The organism is Acetobacter tropicalis (assembly GCF_001580915.1).
GTDB lineage: Bacteria > Pseudomonadota > Alphaproteobacteria > Acetobacterales > Acetobacteraceae > Acetobacter > Acetobacter tropicalis.
Genome location: NZ_LHZQ01000221.1, coordinates 107,571 through 124,368, shown reverse-complemented (window position 1 = coordinate 124,368; position 16,798 = coordinate 107,571). Strand labels below are relative to the sequence as shown.

General features: G+C 59.0%; 14 protein-coding genes. 7 read left to right on the top strand and 7 right to left on the bottom strand.

Annotated features, from left to right (window positions below; genetic code table 11):
• Positions 1-30 precede the first annotated feature (30 nt).
• From AD944_RS14590 to AD944_RS14580, 3 genes are read right to left on the bottom strand one after another with little or no spacing between them, the layout of a single operon-like run.
• Complete coding sequence (locus tag AD944_RS14590; RefSeq protein WP_035379300.1) at positions 31-768, bottom strand: MarC family protein; 738 nt, start codon at positions 766-768, stop codon at positions 31-33.
• 48 nt (positions 769-816) lie between these two features.
• Positions 817-2,889: a lysylphosphatidylglycerol synthase domain-containing protein gene (locus AD944_RS14585; RefSeq protein WP_045542364.1), complete on the bottom strand. Its 2,073-nt coding sequence runs from the start codon at positions 2,887-2,889 to the stop codon at positions 817-819.
• An 18-nt stretch (positions 2,890-2,907) separates the two neighbouring features.
• Positions 2,908-4,536: a lysine--tRNA ligase gene (locus AD944_RS14580; RefSeq protein ID WP_045542419.1), complete on the bottom strand. Its 1,629-nt coding sequence runs from the start codon at positions 4,534-4,536 to the stop codon at positions 2,908-2,910.
• 165 nt (positions 4,537-4,701) lie between these two features.
• Between AD944_RS14580 and AD944_RS14575 the strand changes: the two genes are divergently transcribed.
• Positions 4,702-5,454 (top strand): competence/damage-inducible protein A, encoded by a 753-nt coding sequence (locus AD944_RS14575; protein ID WP_045542365.1) that lies wholly within the window; start codon positions 4,702-4,704, stop codon positions 5,452-5,454.
• A gap of 25 nt (positions 5,455-5,479) precedes the next feature.
• On the opposite strand, the gene AD944_RS14570 is transcribed toward AD944_RS14575, so the two are convergent.
• The 3 genes from AD944_RS14570 to AD944_RS14560 all read right to left on the bottom strand — a co-directional run bounded on the left by AD944_RS14570 (position 5,480) and on the right by AD944_RS14560 (position 7,759).
• Positions 5,480-6,436: an acetyl-CoA carboxylase carboxyltransferase subunit alpha gene (locus AD944_RS14570; protein WP_039904497.1), complete on the bottom strand. Its 957-nt coding sequence runs from the start codon at positions 6,434-6,436 to the stop codon at positions 5,480-5,482.
• A gap of 71 nt (positions 6,437-6,507) precedes the next feature.
• Positions 6,508-7,446 carry a site-specific tyrosine recombinase XerD gene (locus AD944_RS14565; RefSeq protein ID WP_082741221.1) on the bottom strand — a complete coding sequence of 313 codons (939 nt, stop codon included), beginning with the start codon at positions 7,444-7,446 and terminating at the stop codon, positions 6,508-6,510.
• Positions 7,447-7,459: 13 nt separating this feature from the next.
• Positions 7,460-7,759: a hypothetical protein gene (locus AD944_RS14560; protein WP_045542367.1), complete on the bottom strand. Its 300-nt coding sequence runs from the start codon at positions 7,757-7,759 to the stop codon at positions 7,460-7,462.
• 64 nt (positions 7,760-7,823) lie between these two features.
• Between AD944_RS14560 and aroB the strand changes: the two genes are divergently transcribed.
• The 6 genes from aroB (at position 7,824) to AD944_RS14530 (ending at position 16,293) form a co-directional block, all read left to right on the top strand.
• Positions 7,824-9,557, top strand: a complete 1,734-nt coding sequence (gene aroB, locus AD944_RS14555; protein ID WP_082741237.1) for a 3-dehydroquinate synthase — start codon at positions 7,824-7,826, stop codon at positions 9,555-9,557.
• 336 nt (positions 9,558-9,893) lie between these two features.
• On the top strand, positions 9,894-11,024 hold the full coding sequence (locus AD944_RS14550) for an OmpA family protein (protein WP_045542368.1): 1,131 nt from the start codon (positions 9,894-9,896) through the stop codon (positions 11,022-11,024).
• A 148-nt stretch (positions 11,025-11,172) separates the two neighbouring features.
• A complete protein-coding gene (locus AD944_RS14545; protein WP_045542369.1) occupies positions 11,173-11,631 on the top strand; it encodes a GtrA family protein in 459 nt (152 codons plus the stop codon).
• A gap of 207 nt (positions 11,632-11,838) precedes the next feature.
• Positions 11,839-14,484, top strand: coding sequence for an alanine--tRNA ligase (gene alaS / locus AD944_RS14540; protein ID WP_045542370.1), 2,646 nt, complete (start codon positions 11,839-11,841; stop codon positions 14,482-14,484).
• Between the two features lie 73 nt (positions 14,485-14,557).
• Positions 14,558-15,247: a phosphatidylserine decarboxylase gene (locus AD944_RS14535; RefSeq protein ID WP_045542371.1), complete on the top strand. Its 690-nt coding sequence runs from the start codon at positions 14,558-14,560 to the stop codon at positions 15,245-15,247.
• A gap of 209 nt (positions 15,248-15,456) precedes the next feature.
• Entirely contained in the window at positions 15,457-16,293 is an 837-nt protein-coding gene (locus AD944_RS14530) for a CDP-alcohol phosphatidyltransferase family protein (RefSeq protein ID WP_035379471.1), read from the top strand.
• Here AD944_RS14530 and AD944_RS14525 read toward each other — a convergent pair.
• Positions 16,254-16,775: an NADH-quinone oxidoreductase subunit B family protein gene (locus AD944_RS14525; RefSeq protein ID WP_035379321.1), complete on the bottom strand. Its 522-nt coding sequence runs from the start codon at positions 16,773-16,775 to the stop codon at positions 16,254-16,256. The two genes, AD944_RS14530 and AD944_RS14525, sit on opposite strands and share 40 nt — an antisense overlap.
• Positions 16,776-16,798: the final 23 nt, after the last annotated feature.

Below are 16,798 nucleotides of genomic sequence, written 5' to 3'. Positions count from 1 at the left end.
ACAGCACTTTTGAGAAGACGACGGTGGAAATCAGGCCGTCTTCATATGCTGCCAGATTTCCACAGCAAAACCCTGCACACCGGCAGCAAGAATCTGCACACCAATGCACAGCAGGACCAGTGCGGCCAGACGGCTGACAATGCGGGTACCTGTCACGCCCAGCATGGACACCAGCTTTTCAGAGCCGGAATAGGCGGCCCACACAATCAGCACCACGCAGACAGCAGCAATGGTAATGCCCATTTCATAGGCCAGAAACGATTCGCCTGCCGGGCAGCCTGATCCCAGCGCAATAGCGACGGCAATGGTGCCCGGCCCCACGGTGAACGGCATGGCCAGCGGAAAAAATGCTGCATCTGACCAGTTGGGGGACATAACAGTCTTGCCGCCTTGCAGTGCCTGTTTTTCCTTCTGGGCTTCCATACTTTCCGGGCTTTGCAACAGGTTCCACGCCCGCACAGCCACAACCAGCCCCCCAGCCACCCGCAAGGCACTGACGGTAATGCCAAAGAACACCAGCACCTTGCCGCCCAGCCAGATGGAAGCCAGCATCAGGATAAAAGAATAGAACGCCACCAGCTTGGCCAATGCCAGAATTTCACGCCGGGAGCGGCCTGCCGTGGCCTGCGCGAAAATAAGCGAGGCCCCAAGCGGATTGACGATGGAAAACAGCGCAGGAAACGCCAGCAGGAAGGATGTTGTTGCGGTGGTAGCAACCGGCATAACGCCTCCTCCTGACAGGAAAGAGGCGGTAAAATGAGCGGACATCCCTTAACCCAGATTATGCGGCACCTGAAGGAGCCGGTCGAAAAACGGTTATGACGCCGGAACAGGAGGCTCGGCATCGCCGCCCTTATAGGAGGCGATAACGCGGGAAGCGAGTGCAATATCATCTGCCGGGCAACAGAAATTCAAGCCGTTGCTGCCTTCCAGCGGCCAGACATTCAGCCCGATATCATCATAGATGCGCACAAAGGTATTACCCACCTGCCAGAAAGCTGGCTTCAGCCCTTCCTGCAAGGCCACATCCCGCAGCCGCCAGATGGCGGAAACGCTATCATCTTCAGAACCAGCAGGATCACCCAGCCCCACCAGAAACGCACCACGGCGGCACAAGGGAATCACGGCTTCACCAGCTTCACCCGTCACATAGCCTTCCGGATGCATGTCCTGCACAGTGGGGAGCGCATGATCAAGCGTGTGGTAACGCTCATAGGCTTCGGCATCCCATTCCTGGATGGCAATGCGCCCCGGCAGCATAAGCCGCCCGATGACCACCAGAGCCAGCAGCACAGCAAGGGCCACCGTCCACCGTGCGGCACCGGATGCGGGGAAGACAAACACCATCTGCCACCAGCTTCCCGCCCCATGCCGTGTGGCAAGTGCAATCACACACCCGAACAGCAACAGCAAAGACAGCAGCGTGGACGCTGAAAGAGGTTCGCTCAACAGGCGCGCGTGGCGATAGTAACAGGACCGGAAGGGCGCGATGAGAAACGCGGACAACCCAAGCATGACCGGCACAAAAACCGTATTCCCCCGCAGGAAGGTCATGATGGCGGCCATAACAAGCAGCAGCAACGTGCCACGCCATGCTAGTGTCACTCGTTGAGAAAGACCAATACCCAGCCCGATCAACCCAACCCCCATAAGGGAAAGCAGATAGGTGCTGATTGCTCCGACCCAGCCGAACAAAGGCCCTTCCACCACCGCGTATTTGGCAACGGGGTCCAGCAGCACAAGGCAGACCAGCATGATCCCGCACAGAGAGACCGTGCCAGTCGCCACGGCTACGGAGAATCCGGCCTCGCTTTCGCGCACCAACTGGCTGGGGCGCACGCGGCGCGGCTGATCCGGCTGGGCCTGTTTCTTGCGCTTCTTGGCGGCCAGCGCATCATCCCCGCGCAGAAACAACTCATGCGCGGCAAACATGATACCGGCCAGAAAGAGCGGAATGATGTAGTAAAACAGCCGGAAAATAAGCACGACGCCAAGAATTTGTGGCGCGGGCATGTAAGGCCCCAGCGCCAGCAGCATCGCGCCATCAAATACGCCCAGCCCACCCGGCACACTCGCTACCAGACCTGCAGTATAAGAGGCGATATAGATGGCCAGAAAAGACCCGTAATCAATCCCGGCTTCAGGGGGCAGCAGCACAAAGGCAATGGCGGCCGTGGCGGCAACGTCCGCTGCGGCAACCACCGTCTGCAATACCGCCATGGTGGGAGATGGTAGAGAAATGGTCCATTTGCGGAATGTGAATTCCCGCACCCGGAAGGCCAGCCCGATATAAGCCAGCACCACCAGCCACAGCAGCACACCCACAAGCGTGAGCACCACCCCAGGCACATGGTTGCCCGCCATGGGAATAACTGAGGGCTCCCAGATCAGCACGCCACCAATCAGCACCGCCGCCCCAAGCAGATAGGTGGCGGAACAGAAGGCGATAATCTGCGCAATGGCGAAGGAGCCTACCCCCCAGTTACGGTACAGCCTGTAGCGTACCGCCGCCCCGGAAACCGCAGAAAATCCGAGATTGTGGGAGAGCACGTAAGAACAGAAAGCCGCAAACGCCGTGCGGCGGTAGGACAACTGTCCATACCCCACCTGCACCACGGCCAACCGATCATAAAACGAGAGCACAAAATAGGACAGAAAGGTGCACGCCACGCCCAGCCACACCCGCTTGCCGGGAATGGCCTCCATGGCGTGACGGATATCGGCAATGCGCAGATGCCGCAGTTCATGCTGTACCACGGCAATGGCGGCCACCATAAGCAGTAGCCCCACAAGATGCGGCAGGTGCTTCAGCCACCGCCGCCATCCCTGAGGTTTGGGCTTGTGTTCCGGCTCCTGTCCTTGCGGTGATGAGGATACAGTCTTCACCATGGAGACAAAAACCCGCGCTTAGGCCTGCTGCTCTCGCAGCAATGCGGCCTCAATCAGCGCTACGGTTTCATGCACGCCATAAAGGGCGACAAACCCCCCAAAGCGTGGGCCTTCCTTCTGGCCCAGCAGAACTTCATACAGGCAGCCGAACCAGCTCCGCAGCGGTTCAAATGTGTGCCGCTTGCCAATCTCGAACACCAGATTCTGCAAGGTTGCGGCATCCGCCGCTTCACCTTCATACCCACGCAGGCTGTTCGCCAGATCAACCAGCGCTGTGCGTTCCTTGTCCGTTGGGGCACGGAAGGTTTTGGCCGGACGCACAAAGTCAGCGTAATAGGCAATGGCGTGCTGCACCAGACACGCCAGCATGGGGTGTGTTTCGGGCGAAACCGTTGTGTCATACCGGCGGATAAAGCCCCACAGCACTTCAGGGGTTTCCGCATTGGCCACACTGGCCAGATTCAGCAACATGCCGAAGGAAACCGGAGAGCCTGCGTTTTCGGCAATTTCACCCTTGTTGATGAACCACGCCGGATTGGCACGCAGGTCATTCCCTTTGGGGTCTGCGGCCTGAAGCGCCTTGGCCTTTTCAACATGGGTCAGATAATCATCCGCCGTTTTGGGGATGACATCAAAATACAGCCGCTTGGCGCGTTGCGGCTGATTGAACATGAACTGCCCAAGGCTTTCCTGCGGCGCATAACGCAGCCACTCTTCCACAGACAGCCCGTTCCCCTTGGACTTGGATATCTTCTGGCCGTTCTCGTCCAGAAAAAGCTCATAGGTCAGACCAGCAGGGGGCTCGCCTCCCAGAATACGGCAGATGCGGCCAGACAGACGCACGCTATCAATCAGATCCTTGCCGGACATTTCATAATCCACGCCAAGCGCGTACCAGCGCATGGCCCAGTCCGCCTTCCACTGCATCTTGGCATGGCCACCGGTTACGGGCGTTTCAAACTGTTCGCCCGTGGCGGGGTCTGTCCAACGCACCGTTCCGGCTTCCGGGTTCACGGCGTCCATTTTCACCTGCATCACCTCACCCGTGCGCGGGTGGAGGGGCAGCACGGGTGAGTACGTGGCGCGGCGGTCTGGCCCGAGAGTGGGAGCAATCACGCCCACCACTTCTTCATGCACTTCAAGAACGCGCTTCAGCGCCGCATCAAACCGGCCGCTGGTATAATACTGGGTGGAGGACGCAAATTCGTAATCAAAGCCGAAGCTGTCCAGAAAACTGCACAGGCGCGCGTTATTATGGGCCGCAAACGACTCGTGCGTACCAAACGGATCGGGCACGCGGGAGAGCGGCTGGCCAATAAACTTTTCCAGCATCTCGCGGTTGGGCACGTTGTCGGGCACCTTCCGCAACGCATCCATGTCATCAGAAAACGCCAACAGCCGGGACGGGCGGCCGGTCAGCGCCGTATAGGCCTGCCGCACCCAGGATGTGCGCGCAACCTCGCCAAACGTGCCGATATGCGGCAGGCCAGAAGGGCCATAGCCGGTTTCAAGCAGGGCGGGCCGTGCATCATCATCCGCCCCGGCTTTAGCCGTACGGGCCTCAACATGCGTGGCAAGTTTCTGCGCCTCTTCAAAGGGCCAGGCGCGCGGAAGGGTGGGTTCGGTTTTTGTACGGCTATCTGACATGGCGCGAAAGCTATGAACTGGGCAGCGGCTGGTCAATCCATAAACACACACAGCCTGCGGTGTGTTTGCGCTTTTCTGAAGCATTGACCCCGCAGAAAGCGCGTTCCATCCTGCCACACATCTTCTGCTCCCAACCATCAGACCTTGCTGAAAGGACCGATTTTCATGGGTCGTATCGCTGCCCTTATTCTGATCGGGAACGAAATCCTGTCTGGCCGCACCCGGGACGACAACATCCAGTTTCTGGCCACAAACCTGGGGGAACTGGGCATTCCCCTACGGGAAATCCGCGTCATTCCAGACGTGCGGGAAACGATTGTAAACACGGTTGTGGAGTTCCGCGCCCGATTTGACGAGGTGTTCACCACCGGCGGCATCGGCCCAACGCACGATGATATTACCTCCCCCTGTGTGGCAGAGGCATTTGGGGTGCCATGGGAATTCCACCCGGCAACCTATGACATGCTGAAAGAACAGTTTGGCGAGGACTTCAACGCGGCCCGCCAGCGCATGGCCAAACTACCCCGCGGCGCCGTGCCCATCCCCAACCCTGTCTCCCGCGCGCCGGGGTTCAGCATTGGCAACGTGCATGTGATGGCCGGGGTGCCCCGCATCATGCGGGCCATGTTCCATGAACTTGCCCCAACCCTTAAACGCGGTAACCCCGTGTTTTCCCGCACCTGGCACACCACCTCCCTGTTTGAAGGCACGATTGCGGACGGGCTGGAAGCCATCCAGAACCGGTTTCCGGCGCTTGATCTGGGGTCCTACCCCTTCCATCGGGATGATGGGCGCCGGGGTGTGGCGCTGGTTGCCAAAGGCCAGAATACGGATGATGTGAATGAGGCTGCTCGGGCCATTTACACGCTGATCAAAGAAAAGGGCGGTGACCCCATTGAAGGAGAACCACCGCCCTGATCCGGTCAGTTAGGGGAAAGCCTGATCAGCTCAGGCTTTCACGCCCCATTGCCAGAAATTTCTCACGCCGCAGTTCTTTCAGGCGTGCAGGAGCCAGAGGCACAAGCTCCTTCAGTTCATCGCCCAGAGCCTGCTTGACTGCATCAAGCGCTTCCTGCGGGGCACGCTGGGCACCACCAATCGGCTCTGGAATAATCCGGTCGATCAGACCCAGACGATAAAGATCCTGCGCCGTCAGTTTCAGGGTTTCAGCCGCCGTGCTGGCCTGTTTTGGATCACGCCACAAAATGGAGGCGCAGGCTTCAGGCGAGATCACGGAATAGATGGCGTGTTCCAGCATCATGACGCGGTCTCCCGCGCCGAGAGCCACGGCCCCGCCTGATCCGCCTTCCCCAATCACGGTCGCAATCAGCGGCACAGGCGCTTCAAGACAGACTTCAATGGAACGGGCGATCGCTTCCGCCTGCCCACGTTCTTCCGCGTCAATACCGGGCCATGCGCCAGCGGTATCAATAAAGGTGAGAATCGGCAGGTTGAACCGTCCGGCCAGCTTCATCAGGCGCTGCGCCTTACGGTAGCCCTCCGGCCGCGCCATGCCAAAATTATGGGCAAGGCGTGTTTCAAGATCAGAACCGCGTTCCGTCCCGATCACCACCACGGGCATACCATCAAAGCGGCCAATACCGCCGATAATGGCTTTATCATCCGCATACAGCCGATCCCCTGCCAAAGGCGTGAATTCGGTCAGCAGGGCATTGATATAGTCCTGCGTGTGCGGACGCTGCGCATGACGGGCCACCTGCACCTTCTGCCATGGCGTAAGCTTGGCATAGATGGAACGCAGATGCTTTTCCGCCTTTTCCTGAAGGCGGGCCGTCTCTTCTGCAATATTGACCCCGTTCGGGTCGGTCATTTGCCGCAGTTCGTCGATCTTGTTCTCAAGTTCGGCGACGGGCTTTTCGAAATCCAGGAACTGACGCATGGGCAAAGCGGATAGCACAGTCACGCGTAAAACCAAGCCACTTCGTGCATCATGCTTGGCATGAAGATGGCTCAGCCTGCTTTTTCGCGCGTTTTTTCGCTCTGTGTGGCAAGCGGGTGATAGGTTTCCACCACCTTTTTCAGCCGTTCGGTCTGCACATGTGTGTAAATCTGGGTGGTGGCGATATCCGCATGCCCCAGCAGCATCTGCAACGCCCGCAGGTCCGCCCCATGCGCCAGCAGATGCGTTGCAAAGGAATGGCGCAGCACATGCGGAGAAAGCCGGGCAGGATCAATCCCGGCCTGACAGCCCACTTCATGCAGGATTTTATCAAAGGCCTGCCGGGTAAGGGGGCGGCGCGTATCCCGGCCCGGAAACAACCAGGGGCTTTCCAACGCCTGATCCCATGCCCGCAATGCCAGAGCAGCCTCCCGCGCACTAGCCGAGATGGGCACCAGACGTTCCCGCCCGCCTTTCCCGCGAATCACCAGCATAGGCTTTTCGTTTTTCAGGGCATCGGCAGGAAGGGTTAGCAGTTCGGAAATCCGCAGGCCGGAGGCGTAGAGCAATTCCAGCGCCGCCCGCGCCACCAACGCCCGGCGCTGTTTGGCCGGAGAAGCCTCGGCGGGGGCTACACAAGCCTCGATCAGCGCCACGACCTCCGATTCGGAGAGGAAATGCGGCAGTGTCGATTCCGGCTGAGGCGATTCCAGATGGGCGGCGGGATTATCGGCCCGCATCCCTTCGCGCAGCAGAAACAGATAAAACTGCCTGATGCAGGAAAGCCGACGCGCCACAGTGCGCCGTGCCTGCCCTTCCGCCCCCAGGTCAGCCATCCATGCAGCCAGACTACTGGTATCGGCCTCGATGAGAGACATACCCTGCGCCACCAGAAAAGCAGAGCAGGACTCCAGATCAGCCGCGTAGGCAGAAAGCGTGTTCGGCGCGGCGGCCCGTTCTGCCGCCAGCATTTCCAGAAACAGCTCCGTCTCGCGGCTGCCAGACATAATTACAGCAGCACCCTTATTTTTGGGCAGGAGCGGCTACCGGTGCAGCAGGAGCAGCGCCTGCTGGCACAGGTGCAGACGCGGCCGGAGCGGCCACAGGCTGCTGCACCGGGGCCACAGGCGTTACAACGGGCGCAGACGGCGGAGCCGGAACAGGGGCCAGCGGGGCCGGGGCTGCCGCAGGCGGTGCGGCCAGAGCCACATCACGATGCACGGCCTGAGGCACAGGAGGATGGGCGGTCAGGCCAAGTGCTGCAAACCCGCCTACCAGGGCAACGCAGACCACGGCTGCAACAATGAGAACCATACGGTTCATGAGGCTTTGCTCCATAACAACAGAGATAGGTGTGTTCTCCCTGCTCTATGGTAAGCTGCGTTTCATGTCATCACGTATCTCGTATCCCCCACACGATACGGCGGACCCACCGCCGATTCCGCTTGATCTGGAAAGGGTTGGCAACCGGCACAGCACCGGGCTTATCCCTTCCGGGCGCAGCATTGTGCTTGTTGGCCTGATGGGCGCGGGCAAAACCACCGTTGGCCGCAGGCTGGCCACACGGCTGGGCCTGCCCTTTGTTGATGCCGATATTGAAATAGAACGCGCCGCCGGGTGCTCCATTGCCGATGTTTTCCGCCTGTATGGAGAAGCCGCCTTCCGTGATGGAGAACGCCGCGTCATCCGCCGCCTTCTGGAAGGGCCGCCCATGGTGCTGGCCACCGGCGGAGGGGCGTATATGGATGCAAGTACTCGCAACCTGGTGCGCGAACGTGCCATTTCCATCTGGCTGCGTTGCCCCCTACCTGTTCTTTTACGCCGGGTGCAGGGCCGCAGCCATCGCCCCCTCCTGAATGATGCCCCCCCGCGTGATGTGCTGGCGCGGCTGATGACCATCCGCCACCCTATTTATGCGGAGGCGGACATTATTGTTGATTGCGGAGACCACAACGTGGACCACAGCACTTCCCGCGTGATTGAAGCCATGGCGCTTTCCCGCCGGCCCATACGCCTGCCTGTCAGCCTGAGCCATACGACTTATGATGTGGTGATCGGCACGGATCTGATCAGCCGGGCGGGTGCGCTTCTGGCCCCCGTGCTGCCGCAGAAACGTGTCATCATTATCACGGATGAAAACGTCGCTGACCTGCATCTGCCCCGACTGGAAGCCTCCATGCAGGATACAGGCATCCGGTTCCGCACTCTTATCGTGCAGCCAGGAGAGCAGTCCAAAAGCTTTGCCACCTATGAACGGCTGGTAGATGAGATTCTACAAGAAGGGGTGGAGCGTAAAACCACCATCGTTGCTCTGGGCGGCGGCGTGGTAGGGGATCTTGCCGGATTTATAGCAGCCACCACGTTGCGCGGCCTTCCCTTTGTGCAGATTCCCACAACTCTACTTTCTCAGGTTGATTCGTCCGTTGGGGGAAAAACCGGCATCAACACACGCTGGGGCAAGAATCTCCTCGGCGCGTTCCATCAACCGTTAAGTGTGCTGGCAGATGCATCGGCACTGACAACTCTGCCCAAAAGGGAACTGATCGCGGGTTATGCCGAAATTGTGAAGTCCGGCCTGATCGGAGACCCGGCCCTGTTTGAATGGTGTGAAAAGCACGGGGAATCGGTCCTGAATTTTGATCCTGAATCCCAGACGGAAGCCGTACGACAGGCCTGCGCCTTCAAAGCCCGCGTTGTGGCGGCGGATGAGCGGGAACAACAAGGCTCGGATGGGCGCGCCCTGCTGAATCTGGGCCACACGTTCGGCCACGCTCTGGAGGCTGAACTGGGTTATGACGGCCGCCTTTTGCACGGAGAAGGAGTCTCCATCGGGCTGCGTCTGGCCTTTGCGCTCTCCGTTAAGCTGGGGGTATGCCCTCAGGCAGACCTGGAGCGGGTAACTGCCCATCTGGAGACGCTGGGCATGCCTGCACGCATTAGAAACCTGCCATACTCGTTCAGCGCAACTGACCTGATAGTCCACATGCAGCGGGACAAGAAAATGCAGGACGGTCGTCTCTCTTTCGTTCTGGTGCGCGGAATCGGCAAGGCTTTTACATCACGGGATGTACCGGCTGAACTGGTGCGCGAGGTACTGCTTGAAGATGGCTGCGCGCCCTAGAAAACCGCCACTTAACTTTACCCACCTGTGGCAATTAAGTATCCACGCCTCAATTCCGCCTTATTCAGACGGGAGAGAGGCGCGGCATTCGCTAATACGCAATGTTCATAGCAGGACGTTTAAAGCTGATTACTTCCATGCAACCACGACATCTTGGGAAACCGAAATGAACTGTTGCAAAGAAAACACGGTTATGGCTTCTAATCACCAAGAGTATGAAGCTTCGGGTTTCTATTTTGGAACCGATCGTTTTATACGGCTTTAGGCATCTTGCTGGGTCTGACCGATGAATGGTTGGCGGCAGAGTCGAACAGATGAAATATTGAGGACGAAAAAATGCGTCTCCGCACGGCGTTACTTGCAACGACATTGATGGCAGCGGCTCCGGCGGCCGCATCTGCCACCACAATTACAGGCCCGTATGTTGACCTGGGCGGTGGTTACAACCTGGTCCAGAATCAGCATGCTCACCTCAATGGTGATAACCTCGCTGGATCACCTCCAGGTGGTACATCTTCTCAGCTTCGCCATAACACAGGCTTCACTGGTTTTGGCGCATTCGGCTGGGGCTTCGGCAACGGCCTGCGCGCTGAAGTTGAAGGTGTTTACAACTATTCCAATATTGATCACCGACCGGGCACGTCTCTGCCTGGTCATACCCGTGGGTCTGACCAATCTTACGGGGGCCTGATCAACCTGCTGTATGATATCGACCTGAAGCAGTTCGGTATCGATGCTCCGGTTACCCCATTCGTTGGTATCGGTGCTGGCTACCTGTGGCAGCACTACAACCCGATTGATACTAATTATGCTCACGGTGCTGGCCATACCCGTATTGGGGGCACAAACGGTGGCTTTGCTTATCAGGGCATCGTCGGTGCGGCTTATGATGTTGGCGTTCCGGGCCTGCAGATCACCACAGAATACCGTATGATCGGCCAGCCTGGTTCCTTCACGGATGGCGCTTTCCATTATTCTGGCTCAAGGGGTACTGGTGGCAATGTAAGCTTCGATCATCGCTTCAACCACCAGTTCATCCTGGGTCTGCGCTACGCGTTCGATACGGCTCCGCCGCCGCCGCCGCCAGCTCCGGTTGTTGCTGCTCCGGCTCCGCTGCCGGCTCGCTCCTACCTGGTGTTCTTCGACTGGGATAAGTCTGTCCTGACGGCTCGCGCCCGCCAGATCGTTGCTGAAGCTGCTCAGGCTTCCACGCACGTTCAGACAACCCGCATCGAAGTTAACGGTTACACCGATAACTCCGCTGCTCACCCTGGCCCGCGCGGTGAAAAGTACAACCTGGGTCTGTCCCTGCGTCGTGCTGACAGCGTGAAGGCTGAACTGATCCGTGACGGCGTGCCGGCCACCGCGATCGACGTCCACGGTTATGGTGAATCCAAGCCGCTGGTGCCGACCGGCCCGAACACCCGCGAACCTCAGAACCGTCGCGTGGAAATCATCCTCCACTAATTCGGTCTGATCTTCGTGATCAAAAGAGGAGGCACCTTCGGGTGCCTCTTTTTTTGTCTTGTTTTCCCCTTCTCCTTTCGCGTAGGCCCATGGCGTGACCCAGACCGCCCCGTCTCCCCTCCCTTTTGGCCTGACCAGAACCAAGCTCATGCGGTTGCTGAAATTCGGCACCGTAGGCGGGTTAGGGTTTCTGTGGGATTCCGGCACGGTTTACGCGTTGCGTCCAGCAATCGGGCTCAGTGCTGCAACATTGGTCGCCTATTTTGTCGCCGCCACGTTGAACTGGCTGCTCAACCGGCTATGGACCTTCAAAGGTGTTGGCCTGCATGATCACCCGCTCCTGCAATGGCTGCGCTTCCTTACCGCCAACAGTTTTGGGTTTCTGCTTAATCGCGGCACGGTTTACACCCTGTTTTATACCGTGCCCCTGTGCGTAACCTACCCGGTGTTGGCTCTGGCAGCCGGTGCGCTGGCAGGCATGTTCGCCAATTTCAACCTCAGCCAGAAAATGGTGTTCAAGGAAAAACCACCTCAGTCCGCGCTGGAACTGGCCGAACTGAGCGTGGACGTGTCAACGTCACACAAAAACCCCACATCTGAGTCTTAATATGACGATAAGGCGGGGCTGAACGCTAACCCCTTCCGGTAACGCGCCGGGTGCGCTACATCTGGCAACGGGTTAAGGAAAGCTTGGGTGCTTTCTACCTGGCCGTGAGGACTTGTCCCTGAAGCAAACTTTTTTCGGAGCATCCGGAAAAGGCAGGCTTTTGGAATTCACGCGCCCAACCAGTTTCAGGACCGTCTGCCTCACGCCATGCTGACCACAAACGAAATTCGCACCACCTTTCTGGAGTATTTCGCCGGGAAAGGGCACCAGATTGTGCCTTCCTCTTCTCTGGTGCCGCGCAATGACCCCACCCTGCTTTTCACCAATGCGGGGATGGTGCAGTTCAAGAACGTGTTTACCGGGCAGGAAACCCGCCCCTACTCACGCGCTACCACAGCGCAGAAAGTTGTGCGGGCAGGCGGCAAGCATAACGATCTGGATAACGTAGGCTATACAGCCCGGCACCACACCTTCTTTGAGATGATGGGCAATTTCTCCTTCGGTGATTATTTCAAGCCCGAAGCGATTGAACTCGCCTGGACATTGGTGACCAAGAATTTCGGTCTGCCGAAAGACAAACTGCTGGTGACCGTCTTCTCTGAAGATGAAGACGCCGCCGGACTGTGGCGCTCCATTGCGGGGCTGGATGACAGCCGCATTATCCGTATTCCCACCTCTGACAATTTCTGGCGGATGGGTGACACCGGCCCCTGCGGCCCCTGCTCCGAAATTTTCTTTGATCACGGTCCTGATGTTCCCGGTGGCCCCCCTGGCTCCCCTGATGAAGACGGGGACCGGTTTGTGGAAATCTGGAATCTGGTCTTCATGCAGTATTTTGAAGATCCGCCGGGCGTGCGCTCTCCGCTGCCCCGCCCTTCCATTGACACCGGCCTTGGTCTGGAACGCTTTGCCGCCATCATGCAGGGCAAGCGCGACAACTACGATACCGACACGTTTGTGGCTCTGACCCAGGCTTCTGCGGATCTGACCCACCAAAGCGTTGATGGCCCGTTCAAAGCCAGTCATCGCGTAGTGGCGGACCATCTGCGCTCAACAGCGTTCCTGATTGCCGATGGTGTTCTGCCCTCCAAGGATGGCCGAGGGTATGTGCTGCGCCGCATCATGCGCCGCGCCATGCGCCATCTGCACATGATGGGCACGCGCGAGCCCGTGTTCTACAAACTGCTGCCCGTGCTCATCCAGCAGATGGGTCAGGCTTATCCTGAACTGGTGCAGGGTGAAGCCCTGATCCGTGAAACCATGCGTGGTGAAGAAGAACGCTTCAAAGCCATGCTTGATCGCGGTCTGGGCCTGCTGGCGGAAGAAACCGACAAACTCACGCCGGGCGCTGCCCTGCCGGGTGATGTTGCCTTCCGCCTGTATGATACGTTCGGCTTCCCGCTTGACCTGACACAGGACGCCCTGCGCGGCAGCGGTCACCCGGTGGACGTGGAAGGCTTTGATGCCGCCATGACCGTGCAGCGTGAACGCGCCCGTGCCTCCTGGGTAGGCTCGGGCGATACGGCGCTTGAAACTGTGTGGTTTGAAGCACGTGACAAGTTTGGTGCGTCTGAATTCCTTGGCTACAGCACAGAACAGGCTGATGGCGAAGTTCAGGCCGTGGTTGTGGGCAATGGCTTTGTGAAAGAAGCCCCGGTTGGTGCGGAAGTGGCCGTGTTGCTCAACCAGACCCCATTCTATGGAGAAAGTGGCGGGCAAGCCGGAGATACCGGCACCCTTACAGCGAACGGCCTGCGCATTGCCGTAACCGATACGCAGAAAAAAGCCGGCGATCTGATCGTGCATTATGGCACCGTGACCGAAGGCACACTGCGCCCCGGTCAGGCCGTAACCGCTACCGTGGATCATGACCGCCGCTCCGCCATTCGTGCGCATCACTCCGCCACGCATCTGCTGCATGAGGCTCTGCGCCGCAAGCTGGGCACGCATGTTGCCCAGAAAGGCAGCCTGAACACGCCAGACCGCCTGCGCTTTGACGTCAGCCAGCCGCGCCCCATCACGGCGGAAGAACTGGCGGAAGTGGAAGCCGAGGTGAATCGCCTGATCCGTGAGAACTCTCAGGTAGTCACCCGCTCCATGACGCCAGAAGAAGCCGTGGCTGAAGGGGCTATGGCCCTGTTTGGCGAAAAATACGGTGATGAAGTGCGCGTGGTTTCCATGGGCGGTGCCGATGGCAACAAAAGCGCATGGTCGATCGAACTCTGCGGGGGCACGCACGTAAACCGCACGGGCGATATCGGCCAGTTCCGCATTACGGCGGAAAACGGCGTTTCTGCTGGCGTGCGCCGTATTGAAGCCGTTGCAGGCAAAGCGGCTGAAACGCTTTCCCTCGCCAATGAGCAGCGCCTCAACCAGATGGCCGCCATGATGAAGGTGAGCGTTACAGATGCACCGGAACGTCTGGCCCTGCTGCTGGAAGAGCGCCGCACCATGGAACGGCAGATTTCCCAGCTTCAGCGCCAGTTGGCAGCAGGCAATGCCGCCTCCGCCGGTGTGGAAGACGTTGGTGGCGTAAGACTGGCCAGCCGCAACGTGGGGGACACCGCCCCGCGTGAACTGAAAGGGCTTGCAGAAACCATTCTGAAGCAGGGCAATGCGGATGTTGTGGTGCTGATTTCAACAGCGGGTGACAAAGGCAGTGTTGTCGCTGCCGTGGCGCCCGAAACTGTTGAAAAAGTGGACGCCGTTGCCTTGGTGCGTGCGGCCAGTGTGGCCATGGGAGGCAAAGGCGGTGGTGGCCGCCGAGACATGGCGCAGGCAGGCGGCCCGAATGCCGATGCAGCCGATGCGGCCTTCATCGCCGTGCGTGAGGCACTGGCAGGCGCGGCCTGACCCAGACCACAAACAGGGAACGGCTGGCAGCCGCCCCTGTTCATGCCCCGGCTCACTTCATAAGGACTTCCTGATGTCTCTTCTTGGTTCTCTTAAAATGGTTATGGCCCCTCCCCACCCGGAAGCGCGGCCTTTCCTTCTGGCATCTGGTGCCGCCACACTGGCTACGCGCTATCTGGCCAAAAAACTGTCCTGCCCCAAACTGAAGCTACTGGGCACGGCCAGCGGCCTGTTCTTTGGCTTCTGCCTATATTTCTTCCGTGACCCGGAGCGCATTACCCCTCCCCGTGCGGATGTTGCGGTCGCACCGGCTGACGGGCGCATTGTTTCTATTGAAAAAGTTGCTCCTCCGGCTGAACTGGGTAGGAGCCCGGTGCCTGTGTGGCGCATTGCCACGTTCCTGTCCGTGCTGGATGTACATGTGAACAGAATACCCGCAGCAGGGACTGTGACCCGCATTGCCTATCATCCGGGCCAGTTCCTGAACGCCAGTCTGGACAAGGCGTCTGAACTGAACGAACGCAATGCCCTCAGCCTCACGCTGCCGGATGGCCGCATGATGGCGGTGGTGCAGATTGCAGGGCTGGTGGCCCGCCGTATTGTGTGCAGTGTCACGGAAGGCATGCAACTGGAAGCCGGGGAACGGTTTGGCCTGATTCGCTTTGGCTCCCGCACGGACCTGTATCTGCCGCCAGGGGTTGAGCCTCTGGTCTCCGTTGGTCAGACCATGGTGGGCGGTGAAACCGTGATGGCGCGTCTCTGATCGCCGTGACAGTGCAGCCTCCTTCTTCCACATCCTCTTCTGACAGCAATCTGCCTGCCGGTGCCACAATTACTCCGGCAACAGGAGCGCTTCCTCCCCATGCGTCTGAGAACAGTGCAAACAGCACGTCCTCACTGGCGAATGGCACCCCCCAGACAGGCACGCCTGATGGCGCGGCTGCGGAAAATGCTCAGCCTCGTCCGCGTGGCCTGAGGCGCAAGCGGTTACGGCGGCGTGTGCGGAACAAGATCAAGGGACCATCCTTCAATCGCCTGATCCCGAATATTCTGACCATGCTTGGGTTGTGTGCGGGTTTGACCGGCATGCGCTTTGCTGTGGATGGCCGGTTTCAGGCTGCGGGAATTGCCTTGCTCATTTCGGCCTTCATTGATGGTCTGGATGGCCGCATTGCCCGTCTGCTGCGCGGCTCTACCCGTTTTGGTGCGGAATTTGACAGCCTTTCAGATTTTGTCTGCTTTGGTGTCGCTCCGTCCTTCCTGCTGTATTTCTGGGCCTTGCGGGATGGCGGACGCTACGCGTTTCTGCCGTGCCTGATGTTTACGGTCTGTATGGCGCTGCGGCTGGCCCGGTTCAACGCGACGCTGGATGAAGCCGAGGAAAAACCCAAATACGCCAGCAATTTCTTTACCGGTGTTCCCGCACCAGCCGGTGCTGGTCTCGCCCTGTTTCCAATGTTTCTGGGGCTGGAAGCGGAAAAGCTGGATATTGTCTGGCTCTACAAGTTCACCCGGCTTGCCTATCTGCCCAGCTTTACCTTGATCAGCACCGCGTTCCTGCTGGTGTCTACCTTGCCGGTCTGGTCTTTCAAGAACTTCAAGGTGCCTGCTCATTTTGTGCTGCCCGTTATGCTGGGCACTGGCGCTTATGCCGCCGTGCTGGTGGCAGACCCATGGGGGGCATTGGCTGCGGCTGGCGTGATTTATATGGCGCTGCTGCCGTTAAGCCGCCTGAGCTTCTTCAAGCTGAAAAAAGCAGCGGAAGACCTTCAGGAAGACGTGGAAGACGAACCCACTCCCTCATCCTGACCGGCTGAGGCATTCTCTTCCAACCGCTTCCCAAACAGGGAAAACAGACCTTCCAGCACATCGTGCGGTGAAGGCGGACAGCCGGGAATACGCAGATCAATCTGCACCTTCCGGTCCAGTCCGCCCATTACGGCGTAGTTTTCTGTGAACATCCCTCCATCCACAGCACAATTCCCCACGCAGATCAGCCCTTTTGGAGTCGGCATGGCCTGCCATGTGGCTTCCAGAACAGGCATCATGCTGCGTGTCACTGCACCCGTTACCAGCAAAACATCAGCCGCACGGGGAGACTGCACAAACCCGAACCCCGCGCCCTGAGCATCATAGGGGCCGGTTGCCAATGCCTGGAGTTCCATACCGCACCCACCACAGCCGCCCGTATCCACATGAAACAGAAGCAGGGGCCAGCGCGGTCCCACAGGCTTGAGGCGCGCACCTCCCTGACGAAAAGTGGCATCAAACACGGCGCGAATCAGGCCCATGGGTGTTTGTCTTTCTTCACGTC

Coding starts and splice junctions, on each gene's coding strand:
- AD944_RS14590 (WP_035379300.1), bottom strand. CDS start 768: ATGTCCGCTCATTTTACCGCCTCTTTCCTGTCAGGAGGAGGCGTTATG.
- AD944_RS14585 (WP_045542364.1), bottom strand. CDS start 2,889: ATGGTGAAGACTGTATCCTCATCACCGCAAGGACAGGAGCCGGAACAC.
- AD944_RS14580 (WP_045542419.1), bottom strand. CDS start 4,536: ATGTCAGATAGCCGTACAAAAACCGAACCCACCCTTCCGCGCGCCTGG.
- AD944_RS14575 (WP_045542365.1), top strand. CDS start 4,702: ATGGGTCGTATCGCTGCCCTTATTCTGATCGGGAACGAAATCCTGTCT.
- AD944_RS14570 (WP_039904497.1), bottom strand. CDS start 6,436: ATGCGTCAGTTCCTGGATTTCGAAAAGCCCGTCGCCGAACTTGAGAAC.
- AD944_RS14560 (WP_045542367.1), bottom strand. CDS start 7,759: ATGAACCGTATGGTTCTCATTGTTGCAGCCGTGGTCTGCGTTGCCCTG.
- aroB (WP_082741237.1), top strand. CDS start 7,824: ATGTCATCACGTATCTCGTATCCCCCACACGATACGGCGGACCCACCG.
- AD944_RS14550 (WP_045542368.1), top strand. CDS start 9,894: ATGCGTCTCCGCACGGCGTTACTTGCAACGACATTGATGGCAGCGGCT.
- AD944_RS14545 (WP_045542369.1), top strand. CDS start 11,173: ATGCGGTTGCTGAAATTCGGCACCGTAGGCGGGTTAGGGTTTCTGTGG.
- alaS (WP_045542370.1), top strand. CDS start 11,839: ATGCTGACCACAAACGAAATTCGCACCACCTTTCTGGAGTATTTCGCC.
- AD944_RS14535 (WP_045542371.1), top strand. CDS start 14,558: ATGTCTCTTCTTGGTTCTCTTAAAATGGTTATGGCCCCTCCCCACCCG.
- AD944_RS14525 (WP_035379321.1), bottom strand. CDS start 16,775: ATGGGCCTGATTCGCGCCGTGTTTGATGCCACTTTTCGTCAGGGAGGT.